12 protein-coding genes and 1 tRNA gene are annotated in these 12,654 nt (G+C 63.5%); 8 read left to right on the forward strand and 5 right to left on the reverse strand.

The window, feature by feature from the left end; genetic code table 11:
* The first annotated feature begins 352 nt into the window (after nucleotides 1-352).
* The gene (locus tag LI92_RS24620) at nucleotides 353-2,179 is read left to right on the forward strand and encodes a serine/threonine-protein kinase (RefSeq protein ID WP_152665408.1); all 1,827 of its coding nucleotides are present in this window, start codon (nucleotides 353-355) and stop codon (nucleotides 2,177-2,179) included.
* An 87-nt stretch (nucleotides 2,180-2,266) separates the two neighbouring features.
* The gene (locus LI92_RS09440; RefSeq protein ID WP_052740748.1) at nucleotides 2,267-2,746 is read left to right on the forward strand and encodes a hypothetical protein; all 480 of its coding nucleotides are present in this window, start codon (nucleotides 2,267-2,269) and stop codon (nucleotides 2,744-2,746) included.
* On the opposite strand, the gene LI92_RS24500 is transcribed toward LI92_RS09440, so the two are convergent.
* Nucleotides 2,669-3,022, reverse strand: a complete 354-nt coding sequence (locus LI92_RS24500; RefSeq protein ID WP_152665406.1) for an AMP-binding protein — start codon at nucleotides 3,020-3,022, stop codon at nucleotides 2,669-2,671. The two genes, LI92_RS09440 and LI92_RS24500, sit on opposite strands and share 78 nt — an antisense overlap.
* Before the next feature lie 263 nt (nucleotides 3,023-3,285).
* Between LI92_RS24500 and LI92_RS09445 the strand changes: the two genes are divergently transcribed.
* Entirely contained in the window at nucleotides 3,286-3,918 is a 633-nt protein-coding gene (locus LI92_RS09445) for an SACE_7040 family transcriptional regulator (RefSeq protein WP_046318309.1), read from the forward strand.
* A 63-nt stretch (nucleotides 3,919-3,981) separates the two neighbouring features.
* Nucleotides 3,982-4,758 (forward strand): MmpS family transport accessory protein, encoded by a 777-nt coding sequence (locus tag LI92_RS09450; RefSeq protein ID WP_046318310.1) that lies wholly within the window; start codon nucleotides 3,982-3,984, stop codon nucleotides 4,756-4,758.
* Here LI92_RS09450 and LI92_RS09455 read toward each other — a convergent pair.
* Entirely contained in the window at nucleotides 4,733-6,046 is a 1,314-nt protein-coding gene (locus tag LI92_RS09455; protein WP_046318311.1) for an MFS transporter, read from the reverse strand. The genes LI92_RS09450 and LI92_RS09455 overlap by 26 nt on opposite strands.
* 23 nt (nucleotides 6,047-6,069) lie before the next feature.
* On the opposite strand from LI92_RS09455, the gene cmrA reads away from it, so the two are divergent.
* Entirely contained in the window at nucleotides 6,070-6,876 is an 807-nt protein-coding gene (gene cmrA, locus LI92_RS09460) for a mycolate reductase (protein ID WP_046318312.1), read from the forward strand.
* A 4-nt stretch (nucleotides 6,877-6,880) separates the two neighbouring features.
* Here cmrA and LI92_RS09465 read toward each other — a convergent pair whose 3' ends face one another.
* Nucleotides 6,881-8,446 carry a helicase HerA-like domain-containing protein gene (locus tag LI92_RS09465; RefSeq protein WP_046318313.1) on the reverse strand — a complete coding sequence of 522 codons (1,566 nt, stop codon included), beginning with the start codon at nucleotides 8,444-8,446 and terminating at the stop codon, nucleotides 6,881-6,883.
* A gap of 75 nt (nucleotides 8,447-8,521) precedes the next feature.
* Here LI92_RS09465 and orn point away from each other — a divergent pair, with 75 nt between their 5' ends.
* The 3 genes from orn to LI92_RS09480 all read left to right on the forward strand — a co-directional run bounded on the left by orn (nucleotide 8,522) and on the right by LI92_RS09480 (nucleotide 10,203).
* Entirely contained in the window at nucleotides 8,522-9,166 is a 645-nt protein-coding gene (orn, locus tag LI92_RS09470) for an oligoribonuclease (protein WP_082109639.1), read from the forward strand.
* A 44-nt stretch (nucleotides 9,167-9,210) separates the two neighbouring features.
* Nucleotides 9,211-9,283 (forward strand) — tRNA-His (locus LI92_RS09475).
* 440 nt (nucleotides 9,284-9,723) lie between these two features.
* Nucleotides 9,724-10,203 (forward strand): toll/interleukin-1 receptor domain-containing protein, encoded by a 480-nt coding sequence (locus tag LI92_RS09480; RefSeq protein ID WP_286134978.1) that lies wholly within the window; start codon nucleotides 9,724-9,726, stop codon nucleotides 10,201-10,203.
* 286 nt (nucleotides 10,204-10,489) lie between these two features.
* Here LI92_RS09480 and LI92_RS22270 read toward each other — a convergent pair whose 3' ends face one another.
* Together LI92_RS22270 and LI92_RS22275 are read right to left on the reverse strand one after the other, a co-directional pair.
* Nucleotides 10,490-11,149, reverse strand: coding sequence for a DUF4276 family protein (locus LI92_RS22270; protein ID WP_082109640.1), 660 nt, complete (start codon nucleotides 11,147-11,149; stop codon nucleotides 10,490-10,492).
* Complete coding sequence (locus LI92_RS22275; RefSeq protein WP_082109641.1) at nucleotides 11,146-12,444, reverse strand: AAA family ATPase; 1,299 nt, start codon at nucleotides 12,442-12,444, stop codon at nucleotides 11,146-11,148. The genes LI92_RS22270 and LI92_RS22275 overlap by 4 nt, the downstream gene beginning before the upstream one ends.
* Nucleotides 12,445-12,654: the final 210 nt, after the last annotated feature.

Genomic DNA, 12,654 nt, shown 5'->3' on the forward strand with positions numbered 1-12,654 from the left:
CTGCCATGTCGTTGCCGATTCTTCCTGCCCGAACACCGGGCATCAGAGTCGCACAACAACTGGACCACTACGAGGGGCTCACCTCAGAGCGAGCATTGCTGATCACCTTCGCTCCAGCAGATTCGGATGGAGCCAGCCATATACGGCGGGCAAGCAGGGGCCGCCCCACGGACAATTTTCTACGTTACCGGAACGACGGCCTATCCTTGGCTCGGTAGACGGACAGCTTGAACTAGAAGCTGCAGAGCAAACGAGCATCGGAGGGCACCCCAAATTGCCAGTGAACCCAACCCTTGAGAACGGTGTCGTTTTCGCGGGATTTCGCATCATTCGGCAACTCGGCTCTGGCGGGATGGGAGAGGTTTACTTAGCTCAGCACCCCCGGTTACCGCGGCTTGAGGCACTGAAAGTCCTGCGCGCCGATGTATCCGCCGACCTCGACTACGGCATCCGCTTTAAGCGAGAGGCCGACCTCGCCGCCACGTTGTACCACGCCAACATCGTGGGGGTGCATGACCGCGGCGAGTCTGACGGCCAGTTATGGATAACAATGGACTACGTCGAAGGCACGGACGCCGCCCGCCTCGTTGACGAGCATCATGCCGCCGGAATGCCCGCCGCTGAGGTAGTTGCGATCGTCTCCGCGGTCGCCAGCGCCTTGGACTACGCACATGCACAAGGGTTGCTGCACCGTGATGTCAAGCCAGCCAACATCATGTTGAGCAAACCGATAGCGGGCGGACAGCGCCGAATCCTGCTAACCGACTTCGGTATTGCGCGAACAATCGACGACACCAGCAGATTGACCGCCACAAACATGACCGTTGGTACCGTTGCCTACAGCGCGCCGGAGCAGCTAATGGGGGAAGCCGTCGACGGCCGCGCCGACCAATACTCTCTGGCTGCTACCGCATTTCACCTACTCACCGGATCACCCCTGTTCCAGAGCACCAACCCTGTCGCCGCCATCAGTCAGCACCTGACTAGTCCTCCGCCTCGACTAAGTAACCGCCAGCCCGAATTTGCTGCACTTGACGCGGTATTCGCGAAGGCACTGGCGAAGGACCCTGCCGACCGGTACGCCACGTGCACCGACTTCGCTAGAGATCTCGAACGGAGCACAGACATGTCGTCGACGGATTCGGGCGGGTTCACCCCGCCCGCGATGCGAACCGGGTCGACGGTTGAAGGAGAGTTGACGCAGCTGGCGACTCCCGCACAGTCGCCTCCACCTGAAGCCACATCGTTATCAGCTCGGCGAGGTTCAAGTGCCGTTCGGCGGCGAAGCCGCACGCTACTGGCCTCGGCCATAGCTACTGCAGTAGTCGTGGTTGCCGGTGGAACTTGGGTACTGGCCGGTCAAAAGGACCAAGCAACTACCGAGGTCAGTTCTGAATCCAGTAATCCCAACGCCGGTGCCGCCGCCGCCCTCGCACCGGAGCAGCCCAATGCGCTGAGCGCCCGGGAGGCCGCTGAGGCGATCAAGGCGGCAATTCCCGAGGTGACTGAGATCATTTCGGTGACCGCCGACAACGATCCGAATAATCTGATCGGTAGGCCTAACGGTTATGTCGCAGCAAGCATCCTGGTTGATTCCAGGATTCCGCGGTGTGAGGATATCGGCGCCGACTGTGGCGCAACGATCGAACAGTGGCCCGATCAGGCCTCAGCGCAGAATCGTGCCGACTATATTCAGTCGATACAGAAGTCGGCGCCGATTCTTGGCAAGGAGTGGGACACGGTCGCCGGAGGGCTACTCTTACGAGTTACTGGTGAGCTGAAGTCCGCCGAGGCCGAAGCGTATAAACTGGCATTTCTTGGCGCCAGCCCAGTCGCCGGCCGTCCTGATACGCAATCGGAGTATCGGACAGACTCAGAAGCACTTCGGTCAAGAGCGCACCAACTCGACTTACTGGCATCGCACGGCAAAGCGGCCGAGGCGTACGAATTCTATTCACAGCGATGCAAGAACATCATTGGCGACCTCGACAGCTATAAGGCGTTCCTCGCCGAGTGGCTCAAAGGTCGCAACCCCCAATATTCCGACGCCATAGTGAAAGTTAACGGCTCCTCAGCTCAGGTCGTGTCGATCGACAACGATCCGAACGCGCCTGCCAGCACGATGACCCCCCGGACGTGGACTCTCATCGACGGTCGATGGCAATTCGATAACTGTTGATCTCAACGACTGAAGCGAACCCATACACAAGACGGGCGCACGCCAAGCCCTAGATATTGAAGCCTTGCGATGGTAAATAATTTGCCCATGGAGTCAACCAACAGACTGAGCAAAAGCACAGTCGGCCTGTACATCATAGCGGTTCTGGCCCTGGTTCTTGGCGGTGTCGCTGTCATTTATCTAAAGGCCATTCTCAACGCTGATCGACAGATCATCGCCGCCGTCCAAGCGTCGGAGGGGTACGCGGCCAGCGCCGCCGCGAAGTCGGAGGCAGCGGATGCCGAGCGGCAGCGCCGAAAGCAAAAGGTCGCCGACATCGAGGCGAGTCTAAAAGAGTACGCCGAGCAAATGGTGGAGCGGGACCTAATTGAAGGCCCGATCCAGGAGGTGTCATGCGATCCCGTGGGCGGTTCAAGTGACATCATGCTGGCCGAGACGACCGCGTTCAGTTGCGTCGCATGGAATCACACGAACGATAACGGCACACGGTCAGGCGACAAGTTCAACGCCAGGATGAACTGGAGCGAAGACGAGTTCATCTACGGGTTCGGTCCCCCGGTGACGTGACGACGCCAGCGGGATGATTACTCGGACCTCCGAGCGTGTCCGGCACAGCTCGTGGGCCTTGAAAAGCGATGCCGAGATAACCATCGCGACCCGGACTGCTTGAGCGCGTAGGCCAATTCGAAGGAGCGGTAGCCCAGATTGATGTTTGACCAGAATGGCGCCGATCTCGGCGGTGACGTACTGGGCCATAACCCATTCGGCACAGTTGGGCGCCCAGATGCCTACCCGGTCCCGGTGCCGATACCGGCCTGCAACAGGCCGGTTGCCAATCGACACACATCAATCGAGAAGCTCGGCGTAGCTCTCCAGCACCGGCCCGAGCCAAACGCGCTCGCAATAGCAGCGAGGTTGGCGCCGGTCGTCATCTCCAACAGGCGGGTGGGCCTTGCCGCGGGCAAAAGACAAACCGCCTCGCGTCGCGGGTACCGCAATTGCCATCGGGTCCTCCACCGGCGCTCGCCCGAACCCGGATGCGTTCCGAGTCGGCCGATGTTAAGTTAGTGGTCATTAACTGAACGGCCACGACGAGCGGAGGCGTGATGGCGGCGTCCCTCTTCCCGGCGGGCGACAACGAACCGGCCAGCCGGCGCAGCCGGCTCAAGTCCGACCGGCGCAGCCAGCTACTCGCCGCCGCCGAACGCCTTTTCGCCCAGAGCGGCTACCCCGCGGTGCGACTGGAGGACATCGGCGCCGCCGCCGGCGTCAGCGGCCCGGCGATCTACCGGCACTTCGCAGGCAAAGAGGCGCTACTGGTCGAACTGCTGGTCGGGATCAGCACCCGACTGCTCGCCGGCGCGCGGGCCGTCGAAGCGCAGGGCGAGACCCCGCGGGAGGTGCTGGACGCCCTGGTCGACTTCCATCTCGACTTTGCCCTCGGCGAACCGGACCTCATCCGGATCCAAGACCGTGACCTGGCACACCTGCCGGCCGCCGCCCAGCGGCAGGTGCGCAGCGCCCAGCGGCAGTATGTCGAGGTGTGGGTGGGGGTGTTGCGTGCGCTGCACCCCGGCCTGGCCGAGGCCGATGCGCGGCTGATGGCGCACGCCGCGTTCGGCCTGTTGAACTCCACACCGCACTCGATGAAGGCCCGCGCGAAATCGGCCGGTCCGGAACGCTCCCGAGCGGTGTTGCGGGCGATGACGATCAGAGCCCTGGGCGCCGCGGAAACATAGCCCGGCGCCGAGGTCCCGGCCCCAACCGCCCGACACAGGTACCCTGCAAGCCATGAGGTGGGCATGACCGATCCGAACCGGCCGGAGGGCTCCAATCAGCCATGGCAAGGCGGCGGATCCGAACCGCCGACTTACGGCTTTCCGCCCTACGTCGACCCGGCCTACGCCGGGCAACTCCCGACGTATCCACCACCGGCCCCCCAGCCCACCGAACAACTGCCCCGGCAGCACTGGGAAGCGCCCCCGCCGGGTGGTCACTGGGAAGCACCCCCGCCGGGTGGTCCGGCGGGCGGCGGCCAGGGTGGACCGCCGGAGCCCCCGCGACTGCCGAACTGGCTGTTCCTGGTAGCCGGCGCTGCCGTGCTGCTGGTGGTCGGCATGGTCGCCGCATTGGTGATCGCCAATGGCTCCCAGCGCAATTCGGCCACGGCCACCTCGGTTCCCCCGTTGCCGACGGCTCCGAGCACCCCGGTGCCCAAGCGCGTTCCGACCACCACGCCGTCCCCGACACCGACACCGGCGCCCAGCACATCGACGAGCACGCCGCCGCCGACGACCTCCACCACCGCCGGCGCGGCGGAGACGATCGTCTACAGCGTCAGCGGCAAGGGCAAGGCACTCAGCATCGCCTACATCGACACCGGCGGGATCCTGCAGACCGAGTTCAATGTGGCGCTGCCCTGGAGCAAACAGGTGACGCTGACGCCACCGGCGACGACCGCCGCAGCGGTCACCGTGGTCAACTTCGGCGAGCAGATCACCTGTTCGGTGTCGGTGGACGGCACCCAGGTGCGTCAGCGCACCGGTTCGATCCTCACGGTGTGCGCAGCGGCCGGCTGACCCGGATCGGCAACAGCGCCAGCAGGCCGAGCAGCAGTACGGTGCACAGCCCGCCCATACCGGCCCGTTCGGTGTGGAAGATGTCGACGAAGACCGAGAACAGCCACGGCGCCAGGAACGACACCGCCCGGCCGGTCATGGTGTAGAGGCCGAAGGCCACCGCCTCCATGCCGTCCTCAGCCATCCGCAGCAGCAGGGTGCGCGCGCAGGACTGGGTCGGGCCGATGAACAGACACAGCAGCAGTCCGCACGCCCAGAAGGCTTTTGGTCCCGACAGCGCCATCAGGGTGGTGCCGGCGGCGATCATCGCGACCAGCGATCCGACGATGACCGTTTTGGATCCGATCCGGTCGTCGAGCAGGCCGCCGGCCACCGCCCCGACCGCGGCGACCACGCTGGCAGCGATCCCGAAGATCATCACGTCGCCGGGCGAGATGCCGTAGACGGTGACACCCAGCACCGCACCGAAGGCGAACACCCCGGCCAGGCCGTCCCGGAAGATCGCGCTGGCGAACAGGTAGAAGACCAGGTTGCGGTCGCGCTGCCAGGCGCCGGTGATGTCACGCCACAGCTGGCGGTAACCGCCGAAGAACCCCAGCCGCGGTGCCGGCGCCTGCGGCTCGCCGGCCAGGCGGTGCGCGGTGAACAGCAGCGGCAGCGCGAACACCGTCAGCCAGGCCGCGGCCACCAGCATGGCGACCCGCACGTACTGACCGCCCTCGGTGGACAGGCCGAGCAGGCCGCGGGTGGGACCACTGCCGGAGATGCAGCCCAGATAGACCAGCAACAGCAACAGCACGCTCCCGACATAGCCTGCCGCCCAACCGAAGCCGGAGATCCGGCCGGAGTTCTGCGGCGTCGACACCTGCCGGAGCATGGCGTTGTAGGGCACGCTGGCCAGGTCGCCGCACGCCGCCGTCAGGGCCAGCAGCACCAGGCCGGGAGCCAGATAGCCGGGCTCGTCCCGGATCAGGCTCATCGACGCGGTCAGCACCGCCGCGGTTCCGGTCAGCACCGACAGCGTCACCCGGCGGCGGTGCGGTGCGGCAACCCAGACCCCGATCACCGGTGCCACCGCGGCCACGGTCAGCCCGGAGATGGCCAGGGTGCGGCCCAGCCAGCTGGCCGGTGACACCGGCCCGGCCAGGTCGCGACCGACACTGCTGGTCAGATACACCGAGTACACGAACGTGACGACGATCGCGCTGATCCCGGCGGCCCCGGTGTCCCACAGCGCCCATGCCACGATCCGGGACAGCCCCGGCTTGTCCGCCCCAGGCTGTCCCATGACTGGCACTCTACGATTGCCGCATGCCCATTCCTGCTCCCAGCCCCGAAGCCCGCGCCGTTGTGACCGGAGCCTCCCAGGGGATCGGTGAGGCGCTGGCCGCCGAGCTGGCCGCGCGCGGCCACTCGCTGCTCATCACCGCGCGCCGCGAAGACGTGCTCAACACCGTGGCGGAACGTCTGCGCGACAAGTACGGGGTCGCCGTGGACGTCCGCGCGGTCGACCTGGCCGATCCGTCGGCGCGTGAGGCGTTCTGCGCCGAGCTTGCCGAGCAGGAGATCTCGGTGCTGTGCGCCAACGCCGGCACGGCGACGTTCGGGCCGATCTCCGGTTTGGACCCGGCCGCGGAGAAGGCCCAGGTGCAGCTCAACGCGGTGGCGGTGCACGACCTGGTGCTGGCGGTGTTGCCGGGCATGTTGCGCCGGCGCGCCGGCGGCATCTTGATCTCCGGTTCGGCGGCGGGCAACTCGCCGATTCCCAACAACGCCACCTACGCGGCCACCAAGGCCTTCGCCAACACGTTCAGCGAGTCGCTGCGCGGGGAGCTGCTCAAGACCGGGGTTCATGTCACCCTGCTGGCGCCCGGGCCGGTGCGCGCCGAGATGCCCGACGCCGCCGAGGCGTCCCTGGTCGACCGGCTGATCCCCGACTTCTTGTGGATCTCCACCCAGCACACCGCGAAGCTGTCGCTGGATGCCCTGGCGCGCAACAAGATGCGGGTGGTACCCGGGATCACCTCCAAGGCCATGTCGATGGCCAGTGGCTACGCGCCGCGCGCCATCGTCACCCCGATCGTGGGGGCGGTCTACAAGAAGCTCGGCGGGGGTTAGGCCCTCAGCGCTTGCGCTGGCCGGTGCCCATCGCGCCGCGCGAGATCTGGCCCACCACAGCGGTGGTCACCACCGTCACCACCCGCTTGCCTTCCCGGGTGGTGAGGAAGTGGGCCAGCCAGCGTCCGAAGCGCCGCCACCACGGCGGGCGCTCCGGCACGGGCGGAGGCACGCTGCCCTGACCCGCCGGGGGCCGGTTGCCCTGCCCGGCCGCCAATTTCGCCGAGAGCATCTCATAGGCCGATTCGCGATCGATGGTCTCACCGTATTGGGCGTGCAGCGGGCTGGCCTTGGCCGCCGCGCCGATCTGCTCGGAGCCGATGGTCCCCATCAGCGACCGCGGGGCCCGCAACCGGGTCCAGGCCACCGGGGTGGGCGCACCCCGTTCGGAGAGCACCGTGACGATCGCTTCGCCGATCCCCAGCGAGGTCAGCGCCGACTCCAGGTCGTAGACCTTCGTCTTCGGGTAGGTGCGCACCGTCTTGCTCAGCGCCTTCTGGTCGTCGGGGGTGAACGCCCGCAACGCGTGCTGGATCCGGGCACCCAACTGGGACAGCACGCTGTTGGGCACATCGGTGGGCAGTTGGGTGCAGAAGAACACCCCGACGCCCTTGGAGCGGATCAGTTTGACGGTCTGCTCGACCTGCTGCAGAAACGCTTTGGACGCGCCGGTGAACAGCAGGTGGGCCTCGTCGAAGAAGAACACCAGCTTCGGCTTGTCGAGGTCGCCCACCTCGGGCAGGAAGGTGAACAGGTCGGCCAGCACCCACATCAGGAAGGTGGAGAACAACACCGGACGCGCCGCCTGGTCGCCCAGTTCGAGCAGCGAGATGATGCCGCGCCCCTGGGGGTCCAGCCGGATCAGGTCCTTGGGGTCAAGCTCGGGTTCGCCGAAGAAGGTGTCGGCGCCTTCGGCCTCCAGGTTCGCCAGCGCACGCAGGATCACCCCGGCCGTCGCCGCCGAGACCGCGCCCAGCTGTTTGAGCACCGGCTTGCCCTCATCGCTGATCAGGTAGCTGATCACCGAGCGCAGGTCCTTTAGGTCCAGCAGCAGATACCCGTTGTCGTCGGCCCAGCGGAAGATCAACCCCAGCGTCGACTCCTGGGTGTTGTTCAGGCCCAGCACCTTCGACAGCAGGATCGGGCCGAAGCTGGAGATGGTGGCCCGCACCGGGATGCCGGCGCCGCCGGTGCCCAGCGACAGAAACTCCGTGGGGAACGCCGTGGGGGTCCAGTCGTCGCCGGTCTCGGCGGCCCGCTGGGTGACCTTGTCGCCGGCCTGCCCGGCCCGCGCCAGACCGGACAGGTCGCCCTTGACGTCGGCCATCAGCACCGGGACGCCGGCGGCAGACAACTGCTCGGCGATCACCTGCAGGGTCTTGGTCTTGCCGGTGCCGGTGGCGCCGGCCACCAGCCCGTGGCGGTTGACGGTGGCCAGGGGAATGCGGACCTGCGCCGAGGCGTCGGCGACGCCGTCGATGACCACCGTGCCCAGTTCCAGGGCCTGGCCGTCGGCGGCATAGCCCGCCGCAATCTGCTGCGCGGCGTTAGCCGCCGAGTCGGGACTCACAGGTCACGACACTACTTGGCCGGTCGGCACCACTGTGCGGCTATGGCCGCGGGCAGCGGCTAACGTTGGCTAACTGTGAGTGCTGCACGAGACGAACTCGTCTGGATCGACTGCGAGATGACCGGCCTGGATCTGGGCTCGGACAAGCTCATCGAGATCGCCGTCCTGGTCACCGACGGCGAACTGAACATCCTGGGCGACGGTATTGACGTGGTGATTCACGCCGACGACGCGGATCTGGACGCGATGAGTCCGGTGGTGACCGACATGCACACCCGATCCGGCCTGATCGAGGAGGTCCGGGCTTCGACGGTGGATCTGGCCACCGCCGAGGCCATGGTGCTCGACTACATCCGCACCCATGTGCGGCAGGCCAAGACGGCGCCGCTGGCCGGCAACTCGATCGGCACCGACCGCGGCTTCCTGGCCCGCGACATGCCCGCCCTCAACGACTACCTGCACTACCGGATGATCGACGTGAGCTCGATCAAGGAGTTGTGCCGCCGCTGGTACCCGCGGATCTACTTCGGCCAGCCGGAGAAGGGCCTGGCGCACCGCGCGCTGGCCGACATCCACGAGTCGATCCGGGAATTGAGGTACTACCGGCGCACCGCGTTCGTCGCCCCGCCCGGGCCTTCTACCAGCGATATTGCCGCCGTCGCCGCAGAACTGGGGCCGCAGGGGGCGCTCGATTCGGTCGCTGAGCGTCCGAGCGGCTAGTATCAACGACGCTGCTTGCTTGGCTCGCCTCGCCGGCAGCAATGGTGGCTGTAGTTCAGTTGGTAGAGCACCAGGTTGTGATCCTGGGTGTCGCGGGTTCGAGTCCCGTCAGCCACCCCGCAGGTGGGAGGGTACTTTTACCCTCCCACCTTCTGCGTTCAGGAAGGGGTTTGCACCCCTATTGCACCCTCTCGACGCACCGCCACTGCCACTAGCCACTGCCACGAGAGTTGCGTTTTGACGCTCGCAGCACTGGGGACCGGCGACGCGTCCGACAACTTGTCAGTTTGTCAGTGCGCGCAGTTAGCATCGCGCCCATGAGTGGATGCACAGCACCCGTGGAGGGTCATCGGACTGCTAGCGGTGCCGCCAACTGCCCGGTATGTCGATACCGTTCGTCCCCACGCCGGTCCTATTCCCCGCCTGCGTACCAGCAGCGGGCCTATTCCCCTTCAGCCCCCTCCTCGCGGACGCGCGTAAGTTCCAGCGGTTCCGGCGGCGGCGTACGACCGCGGTGGTCTCCGGGTAGCTCCTCTGTGACTTACACCCCTCAACAAGTGCAGGCTCTGGCTCAAGTTCGCCGCGAGATCGAGGCGCGAGCGGCCTCCCCTGACCTTCGCGACGTCTTTCTGTGCCACGCTTGGGATGACCGGTTGGGCACTGCCAGGGAGTTACATGACCTGCTCGAAGCCAACAACGTGTCGGTCTGGTTCAGCGAGAAGGACGTCATGCTCGGCGTGCCACTGCTCCGCGCAATTGATAAAGGCCTGGCGAAATCGCGCGCGGGGATCGTGCTGGTTACCCCGTCGCTGCTGACCCGCGTCGAAAGGGAGGGAATCGCGGACAAGGAACTCTCCGAGCTTCTGGCACGCGACCTGCTCGTCCCCGTTGTGCATGGCACGACGTACGAGGACCTCCGGGAGGTCAGCCCCCTGCTGGCTTCTCGAAGCGGGTTGAGCACAGACGAAGATTCGATCGAGGACATCGCCATCAAAATCGCCGAACTAGTCGACCTGACGAGACTGCTCGACGCGTAGGTTACTGCGCGGCTCGGTATGTAGGGCTGCATCTGCCAATGCAAGAGCTGCCGGGAATCGACCCCGCAAATAACGCGGCTGATCTGCGCGTTTGATTATTGAGTCAACACGATGCGACGTGGGAAAATATGACTCGATATGAGAATGTGCTGACCGCCGTCAGCACCTCCGCCCAGGTGACTGCACATGCTCGTACACGACCACAAGCCGCACTTGATCACGGCAGCGCACCCCGGCCGATAGCGTAGCCCGAGCCGTCAGCATGCCAACCAGCCGCGATTAGGGGCTACCCGCGTCCACGCCGTTTCTTAGCCCCCCTTTGGGCAGGCTGAACAGGCGAGCAGCACACATCGCGATAGCTTTCGTGACCGACCAGATGAAGGAAATGCCTGAAGCTCCTGCTGTTAGCGGCCATCTTCTCAACATTAGCCTTTCGGCAGATTTTATCACTGTCCGAAGTCTTGCTGTAATCGCCATTTTTCACAAGCCGCTTGATCTCTCGCAGGCCGTCAATTGAGTCGGCTTTGTTAGGGCAGACTTTTCGCTGCGCGGCAGCGTCGACACCAAAGCGCGCAGGCTGCATCCTGAGAGCATCAAGGTCTGCCAGTAGCCAGTTCTCGTACATGCGATCCTTTAGCGCCACACGCACTGGAATCTCGGCGATTTTCTTGAACTCGGTTTCCAGTTGCTGGGCGACCTCTCCAGGACATCGTTGTTGTTGCTCACGATCCAACAACACAATAATCCGATCCGCGACAGCTCGGGCAAGGGCCAAGCTCGGCCTGCAAGCCGCCACCAGCTGGCCATGCTCGGCGTCTGGCTGTACGCTTATTTTGAGCGTCTTAACGATCCGAGTTCGATCTGGCATGCTGGCGTGCAACTGCGCATACAGCAGCGGGAGAGACCGAAATTCACCGTCCCCCTCCGTCAGAATTGCAATCCTCATTCTTCCACCCCTGCAGGCACGAATTCTTCCGGCAGGTATTCAAGTATGAAACCCGAGTCATAGATATTAAATCCGGTTACCTCGCCAGATCTCCATAGCTCAACAACTTCTGGACTAAGCTCAAGCACTGGTGAAATATTGCTCTCGCCATTGCGATTCCACATTATACATAGATCTTTCGGCGCAGAGTAGTCAATAACTATAGGTGAATGAGTTGTGAGAAGTATCTGCTTTCTCTTCTGCTCTCGACACAAGTCGAGAAAGTGCCTCAAGATCCATGGGTGTAGGGCATTCTCAGGCTCTTCTACAATTAGGAGCGGGCAGCGAGCGTCAAACAGAGCCACAAAAAGCGCAAGGGCCTGCATGGTTCCGTCCGACATCTCATTGGCATTCCAGGCGCGTCCGGAATCTAGGAATTTAAAGATTAGCGACAGCCTTCTGTCCTCCGTGAAAGACGTATCAATATCGTCCAGTTTCGGCAGAACCGTACGCATACCGGACATTACTTTTTTCCATATCATTGGTGTCGTGCGCTTTAAGTTGTCAACCACGGCTGGCAGATTTTCACCATGGCGACTCAATAGTGCTTGAGGAGCCGAAATACCGGGCTTCCTACATAGCTGAGGCGACAATTGAAAAACTCGGAGTTGTCCAAGCTCAAGAGCTAACAGGCTGAAAAGATTACTGGTCATAGCGACAGCCTGAACGATCAGCGTCGTACTGTCCGCTCGGGCCTTTGCAAACTGAATGAAATCATCCTCGGAGAGTGGGTAGAGTGCACTATATAGTGGGGTTCGTCGACTCTTTATTCGCCGGGAACGACGGAATTTTACAACTCCACCCTCAGTCCTTTTTGCTGTGACTAATTTTCCGTCGTCATCTGCCAGCTCGAGGTACTCATATCCAATTTTGAAGTTCGAGGGGCCGTCGTTACCGTCCTGAACGATTTTGACATGATAAATAAGCGTGAGGGATAAATCTTCCTCATTTTCATCGCTTCGTACAATTCGGCGACTCCGAGCCACCTCCGACAAGTTCAGATCGGCAAGAAACCGAAACCCCACCTCGTGAGCGTCCCCAGCGGGGCCATGATGCGCGATATTGGCAAAACCACCTGCACGGGCGACAGCGATTTCGAGACCATAGTGCAGAGCTTCCGACAGGAACGTCAGCGCCTCCGCCAGGTTCGTCTTGCCAGCGCCGTTAGGCCCAGTCACTACCGTCACATCGCCCAACTCGAGCGATACATCCCGAAGTGATTTGAACCCCTCGAAGCGAAAGTCAACAAAGCGCATTTCGAGAGACTAGCGCTCAGTGTGCGCCTTGACGGGCAAGGCGTGGCAATTGGTCATCGCGCCATACCGGTCAGCAAGTCCACCGCTTCTACACACGTGAACCTACGCACCACGAGGCGCCCTTCGCAAAACTAAAGAACTGAGACAACGACACTGGATGCGAGTGTTGTTCCTAAAGTTCCAGGTCGCATTGTCTCATAAGCCGCCTCA

It is taken from the genome of Mycobacterium sp. UM_Kg1, assembly GCF_000972925.1.
Taxonomy (GTDB): Bacteria; Actinomycetota; Actinomycetes; order Mycobacteriales; family Mycobacteriaceae; genus Mycobacterium; species Mycobacterium hiberniae.

What these genes read in the sequence shown, in the direction of transcription:
- LI92_RS24620 (WP_152665408.1), top strand. Translation starts at nt 353, where the DNA reads ATGGGAGAGGTTTACTTAGCTCAGCACCCCCGGTTACCGCGGCTTGAG.
- LI92_RS09440 (WP_052740748.1), top strand. Translation starts at nt 2,267, where the DNA reads ATGGAGTCAACCAACAGACTGAGCAAAAGCACAGTCGGCCTGTACATC.
- LI92_RS09445 (WP_046318309.1), top strand. Translation starts at nt 3,286, where the DNA reads ATGGCGGCGTCCCTCTTCCCGGCGGGCGACAACGAACCGGCCAGCCGG.
- LI92_RS09450 (WP_046318310.1), top strand. Translation starts at nt 3,982, where the DNA reads ATGACCGATCCGAACCGGCCGGAGGGCTCCAATCAGCCATGGCAAGGC.
- LI92_RS09455 (WP_046318311.1), bottom strand. Translation starts at nt 6,046, where the DNA reads ATGGGACAGCCTGGGGCGGACAAGCCGGGGCTGTCCCGGATCGTGGCA.
- cmrA (WP_046318312.1), top strand. Translation starts at nt 6,070, where the DNA reads ATGCCCATTCCTGCTCCCAGCCCCGAAGCCCGCGCCGTTGTGACCGGA.
- LI92_RS22270 (WP_082109640.1), bottom strand. Translation starts at nt 11,149, where the DNA reads ATGAGGATTGCAATTCTGACGGAGGGGGACGGTGAATTTCGGTCTCTC.
- LI92_RS22275 (WP_082109641.1), bottom strand. Translation starts at nt 12,444, where the DNA reads ATGCGCTTTGTTGACTTTCGCTTCGAGGGGTTCAAATCACTTCGGGAT.